Source organism: Arthrobacter sp. 05T420 (assembly GCF_056396305.1).
Map to the genome: position 1 here is coordinate 118,216 of NZ_JBFTLG010000015.1, position 20,185 is coordinate 138,400.

The 20,185-nt window shown below is 63.7% G+C and carries 14 protein-coding genes and 1 pseudogene; 10 read left to right on the plus strand and 5 right to left on the minus strand.

Translation table 11 applies throughout. The annotated features are described in order from the left end of the window. Positions 1-126: 126 nt before the first annotated feature. From AC1DEM_RS15490 to AC1DEM_RS15520, 7 genes and pseudogenes are all read left to right on the plus strand, one after another. Positions 127-339: pseudogene (locus tag AC1DEM_RS15490) on the plus strand (transposase); the annotation flags it as partial. Positions 340-465: 126 nt separating this feature from the next. Beyond that, positions 466-5,280, plus strand: coding sequence for a sacsin N-terminal ATP-binding-like domain-containing protein (locus AC1DEM_RS15495; protein ID WP_476885189.1), 4,815 nt, complete (start codon positions 466-468; stop codon positions 5,278-5,280). Between the two features lie 463 nt (positions 5,281-5,743). Further along, the gene (locus tag AC1DEM_RS15500) at positions 5,744-6,877 is read left to right on the plus strand and encodes a hypothetical protein (RefSeq protein WP_476885190.1); all 1,134 of its coding nucleotides are present in this window, start codon (positions 5,744-5,746) and stop codon (positions 6,875-6,877) included. After that, on the plus strand, positions 6,877-8,178 hold the full coding sequence (locus AC1DEM_RS15505; protein WP_476885191.1) for a hypothetical protein: 1,302 nt from the start codon (positions 6,877-6,879) through the stop codon (positions 8,176-8,178). The genes AC1DEM_RS15500 and AC1DEM_RS15505 overlap by 1 nt, the downstream gene beginning before the upstream one ends. Next, positions 8,175-9,935: an Hsp70 family protein gene (locus tag AC1DEM_RS15510; RefSeq protein WP_476885192.1), complete on the plus strand. Its 1,761-nt coding sequence runs from the start codon at positions 8,175-8,177 to the stop codon at positions 9,933-9,935. Before AC1DEM_RS15505 ends, AC1DEM_RS15510 begins: the two co-directional genes overlap by 4 nt. 2 nt (positions 9,936-9,937) lie before the next feature. Next, complete coding sequence (locus AC1DEM_RS15515; protein WP_476885193.1) at positions 9,938-11,281, plus strand: hypothetical protein; 1,344 nt, start codon at positions 9,938-9,940, stop codon at positions 11,279-11,281. Between the two features lie 300 nt (positions 11,282-11,581). Next, positions 11,582-12,628, plus strand: a complete 1,047-nt coding sequence (locus AC1DEM_RS15520) for an MsnO8 family LLM class oxidoreductase (RefSeq protein ID WP_476885194.1) — start codon at positions 11,582-11,584, stop codon at positions 12,626-12,628. Between the two features lie 92 nt (positions 12,629-12,720). Here AC1DEM_RS15520 and AC1DEM_RS15525 read toward each other — a convergent pair whose 3' ends face one another. Next, a complete protein-coding gene (locus tag AC1DEM_RS15525) occupies positions 12,721-13,014 on the minus strand; it encodes a hypothetical protein (protein WP_476885195.1) in 294 nt (97 codons plus the stop codon). Between the two features lie 558 nt (positions 13,015-13,572). After that, positions 13,573-14,643 (minus strand): FUSC family protein, encoded by a 1,071-nt coding sequence (locus tag AC1DEM_RS15530; RefSeq protein ID WP_476885196.1) that lies wholly within the window; start codon positions 14,641-14,643, stop codon positions 13,573-13,575. A 107-nt stretch (positions 14,644-14,750) separates the two neighbouring features. On the opposite strand from AC1DEM_RS15530, the gene AC1DEM_RS15535 reads away from it, so the two are divergent. Then, a complete protein-coding gene (locus AC1DEM_RS15535; RefSeq protein WP_476885197.1) occupies positions 14,751-15,326 on the plus strand; it encodes a MarR family winged helix-turn-helix transcriptional regulator in 576 nt (191 codons plus the stop codon). 168 nt (positions 15,327-15,494) lie between these two features. On the opposite strand, the gene AC1DEM_RS15540 is transcribed toward AC1DEM_RS15535, so the two are convergent. Beyond that, positions 15,495-16,010 carry a rhodanese-like domain-containing protein gene (locus tag AC1DEM_RS15540; protein ID WP_476885198.1) on the minus strand — a complete coding sequence of 172 codons (516 nt, stop codon included), beginning with the start codon at positions 16,008-16,010 and terminating at the stop codon, positions 15,495-15,497. 160 nt (positions 16,011-16,170) lie between these two features. Between AC1DEM_RS15540 and AC1DEM_RS15545 the strand changes: the two genes are divergently transcribed. Next, a complete protein-coding gene (locus AC1DEM_RS15545) occupies positions 16,171-17,193 on the plus strand; it encodes an LLM class flavin-dependent oxidoreductase (RefSeq protein WP_476885199.1) in 1,023 nt (340 codons plus the stop codon). 88 nt (positions 17,194-17,281) lie between these two features. Here the strand turns inward: AC1DEM_RS15545 and AC1DEM_RS15550 are convergent, their stop codons facing one another. After that, the gene (locus AC1DEM_RS15550; protein WP_476885200.1) at positions 17,282-17,845 is read right to left on the minus strand and encodes a DoxX family protein; all 564 of its coding nucleotides are present in this window, start codon (positions 17,843-17,845) and stop codon (positions 17,282-17,284) included. A gap of 264 nt (positions 17,846-18,109) precedes the next feature. On the opposite strand from AC1DEM_RS15550, the gene AC1DEM_RS15555 reads away from it, so the two are divergent. Further along, entirely contained in the window at positions 18,110-18,385 is a 276-nt protein-coding gene (locus AC1DEM_RS15555; RefSeq protein ID WP_476885201.1) for a hypothetical protein, read from the plus strand. A gap of 9 nt (positions 18,386-18,394) precedes the next feature. Here the strand turns inward: AC1DEM_RS15555 and selB are convergent, their stop codons facing one another. Beyond that, the gene (gene selB, locus AC1DEM_RS15560) at positions 18,395-20,185 is read right to left on the minus strand and encodes a selenocysteine-specific translation elongation factor (protein WP_476885202.1); all 1,791 of its coding nucleotides are present in this window, start codon (positions 20,183-20,185) and stop codon (positions 18,395-18,397) included.

Consider the following 20,185-nt stretch of genomic DNA (forward strand, 5'->3'; position numbering starts at 1 on the left):
GCTGGACGGGCCCGTGCGGTACGCGGTCGTCCATTCCCCGGGACGTCGCGGGACTGCTGAAGGTTTGATTGACACTTTGACCTGTGGGGATTTGATCCTTGCGGGTGAAAGGATGTTCACCATGCCTTCCCCGAAGGGCTCCGCCGCGATGCCGTCGCGGTTGCCCGCAAGGGCGAAGCGCTCATGACCCAGATCACCAAGTACTTCGACGCCTCACCGGTTGCCCTGCACAGGTGGATGAAGATCGCCGAAAAAGAAGACGGGGTGAAGTCCGGAGCGGTGTCCGATGACGCTGCGAAGCTGCGGGAGGCTAACAAGCGCATCCGGCTCCTGGAACAGGCGCGGTGCCTGGCGGCTGGTCCAATCCACGGTCAACCGGGGTAGGGGTATCGACACAGGTGCCGAATCGCAGATCCGCGCACGGTCCACCCACCCTTGTCGGAACCATGTGGTGGAATTGCGTACGTGACTGCGACGACGACCCCGCCCGATGACATTTTGGAGCGCATTTGCCGTGAGAACCTCGCTGTGTACCGTGAGTCACAGGGCCGGCTCCAGGAGGACGTCAGCCAAGAGGCGCAAGTCGCCCATGACTATCGCGGGCGTCTCGTGTACGAACTCCTTCAAAATGCGGATGACGCACTGGTGGGCGTTGCGAGGACCGAGGACAGGGCCTTGTTTCGACTCACCGATGAGGAGCTGTGGGTTGCCAACACGGGGCGCCCCTTCACCGAGGCCGATATTCGGGGACTGTGCGGCCTTGGAGCCAGTTCCAAGGCCCAGTCAGACGGTCCTAAGCGTGCCAGCATCGGTCATAAGGGGTTGGGCTTCAAGTCGGTCCTCGAAATCACTGACAGCCCCGAGGCCTACTCAGAGACGGTGAGTTTCCGACTGGGACGGGAGCAAGCGGAAGCGCAGGTGTCTCTGCTCTGGAAGGAGTATGACCGCGGCAAGGTCCGCGGGGTGCCGGCGATGCGGTTCCCGTGGGCGATCGCCGAGGTGCACAAAACTTGGGACGAGCTCCGTGCAGCCGGCTATCACAGCGCCTTTCGATTCCCGTTCCACGAACGCGTCAGCTCCGAACAGAAGGCAGCACTCGCGCATCAATTATTGAACCTTCCGATGACCAGCGTGCTCTTTCTCAAGCACCTTGAAGAAGTGGTCATTGAGGTTGCGACCTCCAGCGAGAAGTCAGACCGTCAGTGGCTCTTGGAGAGGCACCGAGTGACCTCCGCTGGCGTCGAGCAGTGCGCCGGCCTGACGGAGTCGGGCCTCTTTAGAGTCGACTTGGTCAACCGGGAAGGTGCGGGTGACCGCTACTGGGTCGCTCACGACGGCAACGTGCGAATCGGCGACCACCGCGATGGCTTGACCGGGCCCGCATGGGAAGGCGTGGACGTCACCGAGGTGTCAGTCGCAGTCCGGGATGCCGAGGACCCCCAGATCAAGACGGAAGACCGCCGGTTTCACGTCTTCCTGCCTACACAGGAGCCTTTATCCTGCTCGCTACTGGTCAACGGCGCCTTCACGACCGATCTTTCCCGCCAGCGCGTTAAAGTTACGCACACCGCGTCGAACTACAACGGGTATCTCGTACGCCGCGCAGCCGAGACATTCGTGCAGACGCTCATGCCTCACCTCCTTGCCGAGGGTGGCCCACGTTACGTCCTGCGAGTTCTGGATCGAGACGAAAGCGACGCCGGGTCGGCCGGCGGGCTCCTCGCCGAGGCCATTGCTAGCGCAATGACAGGTGCCCGCTTCCTGCCATCAGGACCGAATGAACTCGCCCTCAATGAGGCGGTTTTTCCATCGCCCGTTCTCGACGCGGCGGGGTCCGACTTCGCTGACCTGCTCAAGGCGGACTGCGTTGTGAACGGCAGACAATTCCCTGATCCCGAGTTCTGTGAAGGATCGCTTGCCAGGGTGTGTGCGGCCTACGGGTCAGTGGCACTCAGCCCGATTGACTCACTACGCGCCCTCGCGCACAACCTCGACACAGGGAAGGCAGCGTTAAGACCAGGCCCCGACTCTCGTTATCGGGTTGACCCTGTACTTGATCTCTGCGCGCTCCTCTGGGAACGATCTGGCGCGGCGGATCGACAGGCCTTGGAGAAAAGCGCCCGGCTGGAACCGGTCTTCCCTGTCGGCGAGAACGACGATGGCACCGTCAGGCGGATAACCCTGGAAAGTGAAAGTGCGTTTTACCCGCCGCGCTCTTCCGCAGAGAAACTTCCCCTTCGTAAGTTGCAGTTCCTCGCACATGCGGTCTGCTGGGGCACCCTCGGCAGGACCGAACAGAGGTCGGTGCTGGAGCGCCAGATGAAGGCCTGGGACGCGCTCTTCGACATCAAAGAGTTCCGCTTCGAGGAGGTCATGCGCGCCGCAGTCCTCCCAGGTCTCACGCGCACCGCCGCGGCCGATGCCGAGTTGCGGGAGTCAAACCGCACCATCGAAGCACTCGCCACGATCTGTCGGTTGGCCGGAAAAACCACCAAACCCGACCAGCCCCTCCCCATGGGCCGACTGGGTTCGGACCGAGCGTTCTTCAATCTCAGCCGCCTTGACGTTCCGTGTCGAGCCGATGCCACCGGCGAGCTGACCTGGGCACCGGCCCATCAGGTCTACTTCGGAAGCGACTGGGTTGGAGATGACTCGGTCGAGGCGATCGTTGAAGCGATGGCCGCTGCGGGCGAGGTCATGCAAGTCCGATTCCTTGCATCGCCCGACGTGTTCGCCGAGTTCTCGTCCACCATCGGGGTCAACGAGGAAGACGACGCGAGTCCAGCGGCAATCGATCCCGACGAGGGAGAAGTCGACCTCGATGACGACACCGACGAAGCACTTGAGACGACCGTCGATGATCGGTGGCGCAACTTTTTCGCTTGGCTCGGAGTCAGCCGCGGTTTGAGACTGATCCACTTTCACGACGTTGACGACACCGGGACCGGGTGGACAAACACGAAGGGTCTAGGTCTCCCTGGTGGTTGGGCATTCTCAGGCCTGGACAAGGTCTGGTCCGAATACCAAGCGGATCTCGTCGGGGCACTCTCGTCCGATCCACGGTGGGAGCAGACGGATCACTATCTCTACCAGGTTCACAATCTTGATCGGCTCGATGAGATCGCCAGGGTCGCCCTCCGCAGGGACAACGACGTGGCCGAGAAACTGCTCGACCACCTCGTTCGCAACTGGAACACCTACGCCCGCCACACCCAAGCCCAGTTGGCATTCGTCGGAGCCGGCAAATGGCCGTCGTCGCGCACGGCTCCACCGCGAGCAACGTCGGAAGAACTCGTCAATGCTGGCCCAGATCTATGGCTCTACCGACTTCGTCACCACGCGATTTGCCCCACGAGCCATGGCCCGCGGCGTCCAAACCAAAGTTGGCGTCGATCCGAGGAGCTCGTTCGTCGTCTGGGCCGCAGTGGGCGCGACGCCGACGACTACCTTCCTGTCCTCAAACAACCGACGGGGGTGCCGACGTCGACACTCCGCGCTTGCCTCGACGAACTACAAGTCCGCGGCGAGCTCACTCCGGCCGCGTTCACTGTCGAGGATGCACACGATCTCTGCGTACGCATCTCGCACATCTACCCGTCGGGTATCACCGACCAGGCACTGCGCTCGGAACTGCGGCCGATCTACCGCCAGATGTTCGAACTCCTGGTCGGCAGCACGGTGAACAAAGGGGTGCCACTCAGTGGCACCCCGCTCGCCGCGCGCACGGCGAGCGGGTGCGAGTTCCTCGCCGCCCGAGACGTCGTGTACGCGTCGGTGTCAGGCAGCCGAGAACGGAGCGGTGTGCAGGACAAGGTGCCGTTGTTCGTTCTTGAGGCCGAGCCGGGAGCACTTCGTCCGCTCCGCGAGCTCTTCGGAACCCCACTCCTTGAGAGCGCGTTGGAGTGGTCGGCGATGCCGGGCGAGACTGCTCTTGAAGCATCCGGCCTCGGCAGTTTCCACCAAGGACTCCGAGACCTGATCCCACCGCTACTCGCCCGCCTCAGTGCCGATCGAGCTGACCGGAGTAGGGCCGACCAACGGGCCTTGACTGAATTCGCTGAGAAGTTGGAACCCGTGGAGTCGCTCAGTCTGAGCTGTTCATTCCGCGGGCAGAACCTCGGTCAGATTCCGCAGCGGACGTACCATGTGCGGCGCTCCGAGGACTCGGGATTCCAAGGCTTCGCCGTGTGGGCCGGCCCTGCATGGCCGCCGATAGCGGAGGACGCTCATACCTTGGCTATGGCACTCGCAGAGACCTTGGAGGTCAACACTGTCGAGACCTTCTTGTCGTTCATCAACGCGAACCCCGCGCAGCGACAGCAACTTCTCGATCTGGCCGGCGCCGCGGAGAAGTTGGAGGAGGTGCAGCAAGACCTTGCCGATCTCGGAGGTGACGCTTATCAGGCCGAACAACTGGCAAACCGCACAGAAGGCAACGAGCTCGACACGACAGACGGCGAGTCAACAGAAGCGGCCACCGGGCACGCAGACCGGACCCCTCCCGCTGCGACCCGTGCCGCTCCGCGTATCCCGCTGCACCGCTATGAGGACCTCCTGATAGACGGAGAAGTCATCCGCATCGAGGGATCAGGTCCCCAACACGAGACCACAGGAAGCAACGGTCAACCTGGAGCCGCAGGTGACGGACATGGTGACCAAGCGGGTGATTCTTATGGCGCGCCAAGGGCAGCCGCCGGCACCGACCTGAATGAACTTGACCGACTTGGCATGCGTGTAACCTTCGCATTTGAGGAGCGACGATTCGTCGGGCAGAAGACCGTCGTACTCCCAGGAGAGACGCCCTCTGAGAATGCGGACGTGCTAATTGTCGACGTCAGCTCGCCGGAGATGATCGTAGCCGCTATCGAACAGTCCACCGTGGTCGAGCAAGTGTTTGACCAGCTCGCTGAGCTGGGCATCAGCGAGCTCTACCCCGGCTTCGACGTCCTGACCATTAAGGGTGGTTCAATCGATCGAATGATTGAACTGAAGTCGTCCGGAGTTGACGCGCAAGTTCAAGCCATGAGTTGGAATGAGTGGAAGACGGCCGGGGGCGAACTAAGAAGTCACTTCTGGCTCTACCTCGTCGGCAATCTTCGCGCGGATCTCGAAAACGCCCCACCCTTCGTGAGAGCCGTTCAAGACCCATTCGGGACACTTGCCTCCTCAAAGTCGGAAGACGTCATACGCAAGCGGACCGTTCAACTCCGAGTACGCGAGTTCGCCGCTGCCGATCAACTCACCCTGGAGCTGCGATACGAGGAAGAGGCGCCAGCCTAGGAAGACACCTGAGCAGGATGGCCAAGTCCACCGTTGCCTCGCTCCTCGACCCCTGCAAAGAATCTCATTGACCGAGGGGGCCGGGGTGGCTTCATCTGCTCCTCGTTAAAGGCGCCGAACCTGCCACTTACATGCACGGAGAGACAGCATCGGCAGCCAATGATGACGCTCTGTTTCACCGGCAGGTACTCGAAGCGTGGCGTCGGCTGTGCGGTTCACAACAGCGATATGATCGCGGAATATCAAAACGGCTTGCCCAGCCATGGCTGGTCGACGTTGGGGGTTCGTCGGAAGGGAAAAGCGTGGGTGGGTTCGTCGCCGAGCAAGGATGCCGTGTGCCATGGCGCACCTCGGGTCTCGTTGATTCGATAAATGCCATCGGCTGCAGTCTTGTGCCCGCCATGCCTAAGAAACTGCCAGCCGGATCCATCGCGGTCGCGGTCGGCGACAGGTAGGGGGACGCATGGGTTTTTGGCATACCGGATACATGGAGTTTCATGAGCCGACAGGAGAAGGAACTGGCCATCTCGTTAGTGTGTTGCCGGACCTGTTTCCCTGCCTGACATGTGGTGTGGAATTCTCCACCGAACCTGACCTGCGGGTGCATACCTTTGAGGGACATCGCATACAGCGGCCCGTTTTGGTGTTGAAGGGACGGGAATGTGGCAGGAGCCGCCTGACCATTACCGGCGAGACTGCGGCTGAAGATTGGGCGATTCGCAGCGCTGAAACGATCACCCTAAACGGCGCTCGTACATCCGTTGCCAGCGCTGCCAAGGTTTTGTCGTCGACGCGAAGTGGCGTTGTCGATGTGACGCTAGCGAACCGAGACGTGGTTCAGTCCTTCCAATTCGAGTTCACCCTCGCTGATGAGGACGATCTCAATGGCGTGGATGCTGCCTTGGCACGGTTGATCGACGGAGGTGAGTTGAGTGTTCGCGCCATCGACGACTTTATTATGCGCTCGAAACGATACCCGACGTCCGGCAGGTATCTTTCCGGCCTGGCGAATTATTTATACGGCGTCTTGGCCCGCGAAGGTGTCACCGCGTTAGGAGTCCGCGACGAATCGCATGATGGCGGTGGTTATCAGGGCAAATACGACCAGGCTGTGGGACTCCTGGGAAGTTTTGATCGTCCGCCAGCTGAGGCTATTTGCGGCATAGTTGCCTTCCACTACAACCAGTTTGAACGCGCCATGACCAAGACTAAGAGTCAACGCGTCGCCGAAGTTTCGCTCCGCTTTCAGGCGCTTGTAAAGGGGGAAATTTGGATGCCCGGCGATCTGTCACAGTCGTCGCATACAAGCTTGGACACGGCGCTCAGCGACTCAGTGATCGAACAAGTCCTGGGGTGGAGCGCTCTGCCGCTTGACGGCACCGCAGTAGGCGATATTGCTGACCTGACGGCCAACATAGGTGCACAGCGACCAAACGACGCTTTCAAGCTGCACATAATCGCTGCAGAGCATGCATATGCTGCAGGCGACATCGCCTCAGCCAAGCACTATGCAGAACACCTTCGCCACAGTCGTCTCACCGAGGGCTGGTACGCAGGCTTTCGAGAACGAGTTCAATTTCAAGGAGTTTCAAAATAGTGACTACAAACACCGCATCCGAAGGGGCTCTGCCCGAGGAGGCCCCTGACTCGACCGCGAACCAGGACTCCATGGCCACCGGGGCGCAGTCGCGTAGTCAGGGCGGTGGGGAGAAGACCGGGGCGCAGTCGCGTACCCAGGGCGGTGGGGAGAAGACCGGGGCGCAGTCGCGTACCCAGGGCGGTGGGGAGAAGACCGGGGCGCAGTCGCGTACCCAGGGCGGTGGGGAGAAGACCGGGGCGCAGACGCGTAACCAGGGCAGCAGCAAGAAAAAGGAGCGGCCCAAGACTGTCCTCGGTTTAATTGAGTTCGCGTACGGGGAAGAGGGCCGCAAACTGAACCTTGTGCGCCGGGACTTGCAGGAGCTTTCCCTGCAACCCAACGCCAAGCAAGCTGAGATTGACACTGTTCAGCGATTGGCCGCTGACGATCCGTTCCTTGCGGTGCCGCTCAGTTTACTAAGCGCCGTGGCGGAGCTTGGTGCGGAGCCGCGTGTCCGTCGTCACATCCTGGACCTGGTTTTGGTGGCTTTCGGGAGCCACAAGCTCTTTAGGAGGCGAATGGAACGGCTGGTTGAGCCGCAGGCCCAAGACTTTCTTACTGCCCATGAAGTGAACGAGGCGGTTAAGGCACTCACGTTCGATGCACTCGGATTTAAAATGCCGTCCGAATTCAGTGAAGCGACGCGGGAGCGGCTGCGATGGAACGCGGTCACGGCAGTTGAGCTTTTCCACGTTCTCCATGGACACAGAACGGCAGATCAGTTTATTGAGGATATGACCGCACTGTTCTGGAACGCGGAACCTGTGCAGAGCACCTCCAAAGCAGCTGCAATGCTCGTAGCTGCCAGAAATACCGACGCGTTTAGCCAGCTGTCGCGGCACTTTGAAGTTCGTCTACGTGAATCGAAGCGAGAGACAGACAACGCACTTGCTCGGATTCGGACGCAAGAACTCTGGGCCATAGAGGCCGAAGCTTTCAGTAAAAAGCAATCGGCTGAGCTGGAGGATGCGAGAAAACGCATGGCTGAATTGGTCGCAGACGTCAATCATCTGTCCCAACGACTCTCCGCAGAGCAAAGCAGCCGTGTAGTGGACAAGAGCCACCATGTCGATGACTACGAAGCACTCCGGACGCAGGTTATCCGGCGACTAACAACCCAGGTCGAGCTTCTCAGCGACGGACTTCACGCGCTACGCAATGGAAGCACAGGTGTGGCGGAGGAGTTCGTTGACCGGGCTTTGAGCGCAATTACCGGTGAGGTCACGCGCCTCAAAGATCTTGATGGAGGGGTGCAGTGACTGTAGGTTTTGACTTCGGAACCACCAACAGCTTGGTATCTGTGGTGGTCGGTGATCGCGTTATCGACGTCTTTGATGAGGAGGGCCGCCCCCATCCTTCCGTTGTCCGTTACGAGGGCGAGGACGTTATCGTTGGCAGAGAAGCGCGCCATGCGTTAGAGGAAGTCGGGCTTGGGGTCTACGGCAACACGGTGCGTTCGCCGAAGTTCCTCTTAGGGCAGGAGGCCGTCAGCGTCGGTGGTGTCGACCGCAGCCCTGTCGACATCGTTGCGGACGTGATTCGACATGTCCGGACTGAGTCGCGCCAAAGCCGCCAACGTCAAGTCTTGGGAGAGCTGGATCGCGCAGTAGTCACTATCCCTGTGAATATGAACGGCCCGAGACGCGCGGCCCTCCGTGAGGCGTTCGCCCGGGAAGGAATGTCCGTGGCTCAGTTCGTTCACGAACCGCTCGCCGCGCTGTACGGCCACCTGCGCGGCGCCTCGGACCCTGAAGGTGAGATCCGGGGACTCATGCGACGGAATGTACTTGTTGTTGACTGGGGTGGCGGAACACTCGACCTCACACTGTGCCGAATCGAACCCGGTCGCATCCTTCAACTCCGCAACGGTGGGACGGACAACGTGGGCGGCGACAAGTTTGATGAAGTCATCCGCGACGAGGTAGTCGCTAAGTTCTCCGTTCAGCAGGGTATCTCAGCATCGGACCAGCCGACCCGAGACGCACGACTACGCCTGCTGCAAGACGCCGAACGGAACAAGATCGAGCTCTCAGAGCGAGCCAGCGTCACGTTCTACAGGCCGAGCTACTTCCCCGTCTCCGGCACTACACTAGAATATTCACTGTCCCGGCAGGAACTGGATGGGATCACCCGACCACTTGTGACCTCAGGCATTCGAGAAATTGAGTCGCTGCTAGAAAGTGTCGGCATGGCTCCCGCCCAGGTGTCGCTTTGCCTGGTCGCGGGTGGTATGGCTGCGATGCCCAGCATCCGCAGCCGGTTGCACGAACTGTTCGGGCCGGAGCGGGTCCTCGTCCCGGGGAACAGTGCAACGCTTGTTTCCCAAGGAGCGGCGTGGATCGCCCATGACTCGCAGCGGCTGGTCCTGGCAAAGCAGATTGAGCTGGAAATGGCACGTGGGTCGAGGCTTCCACTCTTACGGGCCGGAACCGCGATGCCACTTGATGGCGAGGTGCGCCGGGAACGATTCCACCTGTACTGCACGGACCCGACTGACGGTGTAGCGAAGTTCTCCATCGTGGCGCCCTCCGAGCTTGCCGAACAACCTCAAGCAAGTGATCCTCGAACGTCGCTTGGCATCGTGACCATTAATGTGGACAAGACTGCACCACCCTTGGTCGAGCGACTCGAACTCGAAGTCGAGGTTGATGACGACCTTATTTTGTCTGTCAGTGCCATGTCCAAGCAGCACGGCGACCAGGCTGGCGCATCTTACTTCGACTTGGAGTTTGGCATCGGGCTCCCTGGAAGCAATGACCTCGGCTCCGTCGATGTTGCCGACATGGACGTCTGGGTGCCAAATGACGGTCTCGTAGCCCGTGCCAACGTTGCAGACCAGCAGGACACACGGCTGGTTCCCGGGGACGTGTTGTATCAGCACAACCCTTCGGCCTTTTCGAGGCATTCAGACCAAGCCACCGGAGAGCAACTTATCGAACATCTCTACTACACGCCATGTGCAGTCTGTAAGCGTCAGTGGGGCGACCCTGCTTGTAGGTGCGCCTCGGTGGCCTGAGGATGGCGTCACAGCAAGTCGTTGTACGCGTAGTGGATGGCGCGTCCGTTGTCGAGGAATCCATTCGACGGCCCGTTCGGCTGACCCCGGACGGGTACGCCGGCATCGTTTACGCCGGAGCAGTTTACCCGGTGTTCGCAGACAACGTGGTCAACATTTCTGGAGCCTCGTGGGAGGTCGAGGACTGTAACCGGTTCCTCTTCGCCGGCGTTGCTGTCCCGTATGCGCCGAAAATCGATGACGCGGCAGCGCAGCAGGAGTTTAGAGGGTTCCGCGGTGAGTGGGACATTGAGACTAATCGCTTTGGTCACTACCTGGTCTTCAACGCCTCGGAGCGACTTGCGGCCGCCGTCGTCGATGCACTGGAAGCGGGAGGCGTCTCCGTACAGCGATGGGATGTCAGCCACCGGCCGGCGAGTGACGGCAAGTTCTATGACTGGTTCGCCCGTCTCCGGGAGCAGGGAACCCATGACGATGTCATGTCCCGAGTCTCGACGGTATTCTCGCCCACGTCGGCCGCCCTGACTGTTGATATTGCACCAACCCCGGTAGTAACGCGTATTGAGGACCTCGCAGCTCAGGTCGAGCAACTGCTGGAACTCACGGTCGACCTCAGAGCCAGCCTCAACGCGTCAGAGAGCGAAGCTGCACTCCTCCGCCAGAGGCTGGAGGAGGCGACCGGCCGCGAGTCCAAACTGGCGGGAGATCTCGATCGGGCGCTGGAGCATCAAAAATCGCTGCACATTCGGATTGTTGAGTTGGGCCGCGCCCCGGAGCACACAGCCGACACAAAGGCCTTCATAGCGAAGCAGTCGGAGACCGAAGAATTTCTCGAGTTTGCTCTGGCCGAAAACTCCGATCTCCACAACAGTCTCGCAAACTTTCGGAATGAAGCAGAGCGAAGTGATTCAAGGATCCTGACCTTGGAGGCCACATTAGCCGGCCTTCAGGAGAGGCTCGAAGAACTCGGGGGACAGGAACGAGAGCGCCGTCGAGCTGCTGCCGCTCATGTCGCGCCTCGCCGCGGCGTTCCGGGGTTCCTGGACACGGCGTTTGCGCGGCTTTCCTTCGTTCTCGACAGTGTCGAAGTATTGGCCAATATCGACGCACCCGCGTCGGTGCTCCGGGCACTCGTGCAGATTGATATGGGGCAGATCGTGGGGAAGGATCTTGAAGGCATGCGCGGATGGCGAGAAGTCTCCAAGCTTGCTACCGGGATCGCTGGCAGCGAGGATATGGGCCGCGTTTACTACAAGCCAGACGGCAACTGTGTCCTGGTCAGTGTTCACGTCAAACAGGACGACAAAGAACAGCGCCGCCATATAGAGCGACTTAGGTCCCTTTGAGGTGGCGCTACCGAGCGGCGGCATCAGGCCTGCAAAAGGGCACGGGGTCATAAAGGACCACTTAGCTTGTCCATGAAGGGGACTTCCATGGGCTGCTGGTGCCCAGCACTACGCGGGGAGCAGAATGGGCCTTGGTACCAAGTTGCTTGTCCATCTACAGTCTGTCTGTTGTGACGTCGGAGGGGGGGCCTGCTTGTTCCGGAGCTCCCGTCCGCACATTGAGTTGGACAGTGTCGGTCCCGGACTCCGTACCCGCGTTCCGGAGCGGAATTCTTCCTCGCCCGGAGTGGTTCCAGCAGTATGGCCCTTCCCCTTCCTCGGATTTCCATTCTCGACCGTGCCAACGCCCGGGACGGGTTTCCTGCTGCGGACGCCCTGAACCGGGTGCTGGAACGGGCCCAGCGGGCCGAGGAATGGGGTTACCACCGCTTCTGGGTCGCAGAGCACCACGCGGTGCCAGGCATCGCCGGTTCCGTTCCGGCCGTGCTGATGGCCGCCGTTGCTGCCCGGACGCACTCCATCCGGGTCGGTTCAGGAGGCATCATGCTTCCCAACCACCAACCACTCGTGGTGGCCGAACAGGCGGCCACACTGGAGGCTCTGCATCCCGCGCGGATCGACTTGGGCGTTGGCCGGTCTGTCGGTTTCACCCCGGCAGTCCGGAATGCGCTGCGCGCCGGGAAACAGGACGCGGAGCGGTTTGAAGACCAGCTGGCCCAACTGCTTGCTTACCTGTCCGGGGCCGCGCCCATCACTGCCCGGCCGCGGAACGATTCGGCTACACCGGTATTCGTGCTGGCCACCGGTTCGGGAATCGATGTTGCAGCCCGTGCCGGCCTGGCTGTGGTGCTGGGCGGTCCAGCCGTGTTCCGGACGGATCAGAACGGCACACTCCCGGCGCTGGAAAGGTACCGCTCACAGTTCCGTCCATCACGCTGGTTCGAGCAGCCCTTCATCCTGGTTTCCGCGAACGTAGCAGTGGCCGCCACCCGCCAGGCGGCGAGGGAACTGCTTCTGCCCGAAGCCGTCGCGCTTGCCCGCTCCAGGACCACCGGCGAATTCGCTGCCTTGGCACCCGTGGGTCCGACCGAGTGGGCCGGGCTGACTCTCCGGGAAAAGGAAGCGGTCGAAAGGAGCCTGTCCACATCGCTCTACGGCACGGCCTCCGAGGTGCGGACCCAAGTCCAGCACCTGCTCGCGACCTCCGGAGCTAACGAGTTGCTGATCACAGGCGGAGCCTTCGACGTCGCGGCACAGGCGGAATCCGATCGGCTCCTGGCCGGGCTCTTCCCCCAGGACGACCGCCGCAGTATGGACGACCGCCGCGGATTCGAGGCATCCCATTGAAGCCCACCTAATTTGACGCCACCTAGCGCCTTCCCAGCGCGAGCAGCCATTCAGGCCTGCCCGGGTCGTATAAATGGCCTGCGGTGGAGGAGCTACTGCTCGGCGCCGCCGTGCAGGGGGTCGTCGCTGGCGTCGCTGTCTGGTGTTGCGCCGAGGTCCTCCGGGGGCAGGTCGATGTTCCCGATCGCCTCGGATATATTGGGCATTCCGGGGACGCTGTAAGTATCCGGAAAGATGCCGTGGGCTTGTTCCTCGATCAGGGCTTCCTCTTCGCTGAAGCGGATCTCGTTCGCTTCGTCGCCGATGTCGCCCGGGACGTCCTCGCTGAACTTTGACGGGTTCGGAACTATAAAGCCGTTGAAGCTGTCTTCGCTGCTGCCGGTCATTGGTTCATCCTTTCGTAAAGCCCCAATCACCTCAGCGTATGCCCGGCAGCTCAGGTATGACCCGGATGCAACCGGGGGACTTTCAGGAGCGCCGGAGAGGGATAGGGCTGATGCGCACCCCGGCAGTGTTGCATTGGGATGTCCGGATGAGGGTGCGCATGGAGCCGTTTGCCAAGATCCGCTGAGACGCCCGCGTTGAGGGTTGTCCATCCGTGGGCTGGCAAAGCGGTATCAGAGCGGCAGGGAAACCGTCCGGCAGGAATTGTCGGATCCTCTCCCGCCGGCGCGGAAGACTGCCGTGAGGTCGTCGCCCCGGCTTGAAGCGTTATGCGATCGATGCCATGTTGACGGAGGACACGACGGCGCCGAAGCAGCAGCGCATACCGCCCGCGGATCCTGTCCGCTGTCCACAACCGGGGACAATTTTTATTCCTCTTACTGGGTGTCCCTATTCGGGTTGTGAGTGCACTCATCTGCCGATGATCGAGCCTCTACTGAAGTCGCCACGCGACGAGGAGCCCCGCGGCTGAGGGCAGGTTCGCCTCCACGTGGCCGCCTTTACACGTGGTCGAGCAGATGATCGCGCGGTGGGGTCCGGCTCGTAGGAGTGCGCCTTTCGTGGGTGATGACAGTGGCGGCTAGGGCGATGGTGAGGCCAATGACGGTCTCGAGGGCGCGCTCAGTCAGGAGGTTTCCGATCGGGGCTGGCAGCATGAGATCGCCGAGCAGAAGGGCCATCGGGGTGAAGAAGACCAGGCCGAGGCTGTAGTTGCGCCCGGTCGTCAGCTCGGTGCACGCCTGGAGCACGGCGATCACGATGATCGCGGCATAGCTGCTGGGGTGGGCGGCCAGGACGAGGGCTGCGACGCCGAGGCCGGCGGCGGTGCCGATCACCCGCTGGGCAGCGCGCGTGAGGCGGGCGTGCAGGTCGGGTGCCGACATGGGGACGGATGCCGTGACGAAGGTCCAGTAGGGGTGGCCGATGCCGCTTGTCGCGACGGCGAGGCCGGCGGCGGCGATACCGAGCAGATATCGGGCGGCGTGGCGGCCCACCGGGTCGGACGGGCGTAGGGCGCGCCACGACAGCCGATACCGCACCGGGTCGCCGCCGTCGCGGGCGGTGCGACCCGGGAGGGCGAGCAGCAGCGCGAAGACGGCCGCGCCAACCGCAGCGAGGGCGGCTGCGGGCACCGTGCTCAGCGCGATCGGGACCGTGGCCGAGGCTGTGAGGGCGAAGACCGGGTTGAGAGCTCCGGCCGGATGCCATCGGCCCAGCTCGGCTAGCACTACCGCGACGCCGGCCCAGGCGGCCGCGACCGGGACGAGCAGCCAGAGCCGGAACGGGACGGTCGCCACTAGGGCGCCGACGACGACGCCGACCACCAGCACCAGGCCCGCCTGCGCCTGCATGGCTAGGCGTACCCGAGCCGGCTCGTGTCGGCCGTACAGGGCGGTGAAGGCACCAATCGCCGCATACAGCAGCAGGTCGCCGCGACCGGACGCCAAGCAAGCCACCAGCGGCACGAAGATCGCCAGGCTTGCGCGCAGGGCGGTCCAATGGGCGCCGGCATGCGGGCCCAGGTCGAAGACGGTCGCCCACCAGGACCGCGTGGGGGTGGCCTGCGTCATTTTAACCTTCCGAGATGGTACAGGAATGAAGTACTTCAAGGTTACTACACCTATGAACTACTATTGTGGTTGACCGAGGCGACGGCCACGGGGCGCGGAGGAGCCGGATGGATCAGGACGCAGAGGGCCTGCCCGCTCATGGCGACGTCGTGGACCGGATGCAGCGTGAGTGGGCACGGCTGCGCCCGGACCTGAGCTTCACCAGCCTCGGGGTGATCCACCGCGTGCTGCGCGCTTCCCGCCTCATCCTCGAAGCCAGCGACGCCTTCCTCGCCGACTACGGGCTCACCCGCGGCGAGCTGGACGTGCTTTCCGCGCTGCGCCGTACGGGCGAACCTCTGAGCCCAACGACGCTGGCCCAGACGCTGCTTGCCCCGCGCTCCGCGATCACCATGCGGCTGAACGCCCTCCAGGCTCGGGGACTGCTGAGCCGGACGGCCAACCCGGCCGACGGCCGCTCGTCCCTGCTCGTCCTCACCGACACCGGCGCCGCGCTCGTGGACGAGGTGATTCCCGCCCAGCTCGCCCTCGAAGATGCCCTACTCGCCGAAGCCCCGGCCTGGGCCATCGAGGGCTTGGCCGAACCACTGCGGGCACTGACCTCCGTGTGGGAGCAAGGACGCGGCCACCAAGCCGGGTCCAGGAAGGACCGGCGGTACGGCGCGATCGAGCCCTCCGGATGAGCCGCAGCAGCGCGCGCTTCGGGTGAGCATCAGCCGACGCGCTACCGGGTTCCGCGTGGTAGACCACCAACGGCGCTCTGCTCCACCCTGAGGACGAAGAACTACCGCGCGATGCACGGTGGTCATTAGCCCTGCCGACTCCCGACGCCGGCAGCTTGTTTAGAGGGACTATTTGCGCAACGCTGCCCAAGCTTGGAAACCGCCGATAAGGTCGGTCGCACGGGTCAGTCCCAGCCGTCGCAGGGTGTGTGCAGCGAGACTGGAGCTGTAGCCTTCATTGCAGACCACCACGATCCGCCGTGCGGGGTCGTCAGCGATCGGGAGCCGGTGGGGGCTGGAAGGGTCCAGCCGCCACTCGAGAACGTTTCGGTCAATAACGACCGCTCCCGGAAGATCACCGTCGCGGTCTCGCTGATCGACGGGCCGCGTGTCGACAACAAGGGCGCCCGCTGCCATCTCCCGCTCAAGATCCGAAGCGTGAACACGCTCGAGTCCCATGCGGCTCTCAAGTAGTAATTCGTTGATCGTAAGGGTCTCAGGGGAATCGCTCGGATCTAAGACCCGTTGGCAGATCGGAACGCCGTCATCGGAAATATCACACTGCTGCACGGTTTTCCTCGCTCTGCCTGCTGATCCGTCGGTCGTTCCACCCCCCCAAGCGGAACCATGAGCTATTTTGGTCATCAATCCAAGGGTATGGAGGGAATCATGTCAATACACGTCAGCCATGCAATCCGTGCCATGCCCGACCCTGTTGTCGGGCGGGCTCGCCCGTGCCGCGGGAGGAGGCGCGACGCTGAGGCCCCGCGGGAATAAGAACCCCCGCCAAGAGGTTGGTTGTGGTGTGAAAAACATCGGATTCCTGTCCTTCGGCCATTGGACCGACCACCCGGAGTCCGGCACGCGCAACGCGTCGGACGCGCTGTTGCAGGCGATCGACCTCGCGGTCGCGGCCGAGGAATTGGGGGCGGACGGCGCCTACTTCCGCGTCCACCACTTCGCGCAGCAATACGCCTCCCCGTTCCCGCTGCTCGCTGCGATCGGGGCACGGACAAGCCGCATCGAGATCGGTACCGGCGTGATCGACATGCGCTACGAGAACCCGCTCTACATGGCGGAGGACGCCGGCGCGGCCGACCTGATCTCGGGCGGCCGGCTGCAGCTGGGCATCAGTAGGGGTTCACCCGAGCAGGTCATCGACGGGTGGCGTCACTTCGGCTTCGCACCCGCCGATGGCGAGTCGGACGCCGACATGGGCCGCAGACACACCGAGCGTCTGCTCGAGGTGCTCACTGGCGAGGGCTTCGCGGCGCCGAGCCCCCGACCGATGTTTCCGAACCCTCCGGGCCTGCTGCGCGTGGAGCCGCACTCGGAGGGCCTGCGCGAGCGCATCTGGTGGGGTTCCGGCTCGAACGCCACGGCCATCTGGGCGGCGAAGCTTGGCATGAACCTGCAGAGCTCCACGCTCAAGGATGACGAGAGCGGCAAGCCGTTCCATGTCCAGCAGGCCGAGCAGATCGAGCTCTACCGGCAGGCCTGGAAGGAGGCGGGGCACGAGCGGGAGCCGCGCGTCTCGGTCAGCCGCAGCATCTTCGCACTGACGGACGAGCGCGACTGGCAATACTTCGGCCGCGACCGCCACAGCTCCGACCAGGTGGGCAACATCGACGAGAAAACGCGCGCGGTCTTTGGCCGGTCCTACGCGGGTGCCCCGGACGAACTGGCCGCGAAGCTGGCCGAGGACGAGGCGATCGCTACGGCAGACACCCTACTGCTCACGGTCCCGAACCAGCTCGGTGTCGACTACAACGCCCACGTCATCGAATCGGTCCTGAAGTATGTGGCGCCGCAGCTCGGCTGGCGCTGACCCCGCGCGGCAGATTCCCCCTTGGAGACTGCTGAATTAGTGGCCTGGTTGGCCAACGCCTGGGTGGCTGAGGCGTGTCGGGATGGGCTTAGCCTTCTTCCACCGGGGATCCGGAATCCGGTGCCAACGTGTCGTTGGCCAGGGCTTTACGCCGGCGGTAGATCTGGACGCCGATGGCTGCCGGTATCACGGCTAAGGCAGCCGCCCGCATCCAGGGCCGGTCCAGGACATGACCGGTGAGCGAGTCCAGGGAGAAGGGTCCGGGCCCTCCGATGGTGAACGATGCTGCCGCCAGGCCCAGCACCGCGGGGTACTCCAGGCCACCCTCGGTGGCGAAGAAGCCGTTCGGGGCGTGGACGCTGGCCGCGACGCCCATCGTGGTGGCAGCGGCGGCGCCGGCGGCCGGAGTGGCCAGTCCCAGAGCCAGGGCAAGGCCGGCTCCTGCTTCACCCACGCCTGCGAGGATGGCACTGGGTTTTGCTGGGCGAAAGCCCATGGCGTGCATGCCCTTGCTGGTGCCTTCGATTCCTCCTCCGCCGAACCAGCCGAAGAGTTTCTGGGATCCGTGAGCGATGAGCACGCCTCCGAGGGCGACCCGGAACAGGGTCTGTGCGGCGGCGGCAGCCTCAGGGCTGGTCTTTGCGTGGCTCATAGGGGTCCTCCTTGGACGGGCTGTGGCGCTGCGCCGGCCGGCGCTCCTTGTCCAGCACGATTCTACGTCGGCGGGACGAACCGGTCACGGGAACGTCATCTCTGGGGTCAACGGGTGAATGCACATACCTTCGTTCTGCAGCTGCGAAGGCATCCTCCGGAGCTGCGACGGCGGCGGGGAACCACGCATTGGGGGACTGGTATCCACTCGGCCAGGTCCAGCTACGAGTCGATGAAATCAAGGTACGACACGTTGGAGAACGGGATGGCGGCCCGGGAAGCCAAGGCCGCCTCCCGCAAAACAGAGGTCGGAAAGGCCGAGGCCTCTGTGAAGACCGCCGAAGCCGAGGTCAAGAAGCGCGAAGAAGCAGTAACCGGCGCCGAGAAGACGAAGGCGGCCAACACCATCGGCGATGGCATCTGGACCGTCGGTACGGACACCGAACCGGGAACCTACCGGGCCACAGCCGACGTCGGCTCCTCCTCTACGGGGGCATCTACGCCACCGGGAGCAACGGCAGCAACATCATCGAGAGGCTAAGCGCCCCGGTCACCGCACCACGGTGCGGTGACCGGCATCCAGGCGCCGGGTCCAGCCGCGTGAGTCCAGATATTCAAGCAACGGAACCGCGACCCGTCGAGTTGTGCCGAGGGCTTGGCGTGCCTGGCTCGTGGTGAAGGGCTGCTCCAAGCGGGCCAGTTCGCGCATCGCAACGGCCGGTGCCGTAGGCAGCAGCACCACCCCATCACGCAACCGCAACAGCCGCCCGGCGCGCTCGGCGGCAGCGAGCTCCCGGGCGCCCAGGCCCAGCGTGGCGAGCTCATCGGCTTCCGGGGCATGGAAGGCGTCTGCGGTCAGCCTGCGCTCCAGCTCGGCGACCGCCGGCCCGACGGCGCCAAGGTTGCCTTGGGTGCCTGGCAGCCGGACGTGGCCGCCCTCCTGTTCGAGGCCTGCTTCGCTGATGACCGGGTCAAGTAGCCGCTCATCGGGCAGGTTGAGGAGGTCCCGGGCCGCGCCCCGGGAAAGGCCCGGGGCGAGGGGATCGCGCTCATGCAGTTCCGCGAGTGCCGTACGCAGCCGACGCTGCCATGCCTCGAAGAGGGGAGCGTGCACCCACCAGTCGCCGAGTACCCGGACGCCGGGGGGCGCCGCCTCGTGCCCAGACAACAGCCCGAGCCGACGCAGGTGTTCTTCCTGCACGGCCCCGCGGCCTGCCACTTCCCCAAGCACGTCTCCGGCGGCGTCCATGCCTGCGAGCCGCTCGGCCCAGTGGACGCCGTCCCCGCGCCGCCGCAAGGCCGGCGGGTCGGCGTCGAGCACCTGCGCGCCACCCAGCACCGAGCGGGTCCCGGGGTCCCGCAGCACCAGACGGTCTCCGAGAACGAGCGGCAGGCGCCGGTCCAGGACAAGCCGGGCGTGGTCGGCACCGAAGGGGCGCAGCCGGGCCGGCACGGCAGCAGTGCCGGCATGCACCATGAGCTGCTCCGGTACGTCCGTATAGGCCACGCCGGTTGTGCGCTGGATGCCCAGGACGCCCGTGACGGGCCACGCGTCGGGGGTCAGCAGCGCGTCTCCCCGGCGGACGTCGGCCGCGGAAACATCGCGCAGGTTCAGCGCCACCCGGTTGACCGGCCCCAGCGAGGAGTACGACGTGTCGCGGCTTTGCAGGCCGCGGACCACCACGGACCGCGAACCATCGTGGCCAAGCAGCTGCAGCCGGTCACCTTGAGCGAGCGTCCCCGCTGCCAAAGTTCCGGTCACCACGGTTCCGGCACCCTTGATGGTAAACGAGCGGTCCACCCACAGCCGGAGCCGCCCTGAGGTGGCGGGGGCGGGCACCCCGGCCAGAACGCCGTCGAGCGTGGCACGCAGTTCGGCCAGGCCGGTGCCCTCGACCGCAGACACAGCTACTGCGGGCGCATCCGCCAGGCCTGTCCCGGCCAGCTCTCTGCGGGTCCGGGCGAGCACTTCACCAATCTGCCCGGGCGCCCGGTCGGTCCGGCTGATGACCACGACGCCGTACTCGATGCCCAGGGCCGCGACGGCGTCCCGGTGGTCGCTTGACTGCGCCTGCCAGCCTTCATCGGCAGCGACGACGAAGCAGACGACGGGAGCGGGCCCGATTCCGGCGAGCATGTTCCCGAGGAATCGTTCGTGGCCCGGTACGTCCACGAAGGCAACATCCTGCCCGGAAGGCAGCGTGGTCCAGGCGTAGCCCAGGTCGATGGTCAGCCCGCGGCGCCGCTCTTCCTCCCAGCGGTCCGGTTCCATGCCGGTAAGCGCGCGCACCAGCGTGCTTTTGCCGCAATCGACGTGTCCGGCGGTGGCAACGACATGCAC

What these genes read in the sequence shown, in the direction of transcription:
- AC1DEM_RS15550 (WP_476885200.1), bottom strand. Translation starts at nt 17,845, where the DNA reads ATGAGCCACGCAAAGACCAGCCCTGAGGCTGCCGCCGCCGCACAGACC.
- AC1DEM_RS15500 (WP_476885190.1), top strand. Translation starts at nt 5,744, where the DNA reads ATGGGTTTTTGGCATACCGGATACATGGAGTTTCATGAGCCGACAGGA.
- AC1DEM_RS15520 (WP_476885194.1), top strand. Translation starts at nt 11,582, where the DNA reads ATGGCCCTTCCCCTTCCTCGGATTTCCATTCTCGACCGTGCCAACGCC.
- AC1DEM_RS15525 (WP_476885195.1), bottom strand. Translation starts at nt 13,014, where the DNA reads ATGACCGGCAGCAGCGAAGACAGCTTCAACGGCTTTATAGTTCCGAAC.
- AC1DEM_RS15540 (WP_476885198.1), bottom strand. Translation starts at nt 16,010, where the DNA reads ATGACCAAAATAGCTCATGGTTCCGCTTGGGGGGGTGGAACGACCGAC.
- AC1DEM_RS15530 (WP_476885196.1), bottom strand. Translation starts at nt 14,643, where the DNA reads ATGACGCAGGCCACCCCCACGCGGTCCTGGTGGGCGACCGTCTTCGAC.
- AC1DEM_RS15515 (WP_476885193.1), top strand. Translation starts at nt 9,938, where the DNA reads ATGGCGTCACAGCAAGTCGTTGTACGCGTAGTGGATGGCGCGTCCGTT.
- AC1DEM_RS15535 (WP_476885197.1), top strand. Translation starts at nt 14,751, where the DNA reads ATGGATCAGGACGCAGAGGGCCTGCCCGCTCATGGCGACGTCGTGGAC.
- AC1DEM_RS15555 (WP_476885201.1), top strand. Translation starts at nt 18,110, where the DNA reads ATGGCGGCCCGGGAAGCCAAGGCCGCCTCCCGCAAAACAGAGGTCGGA.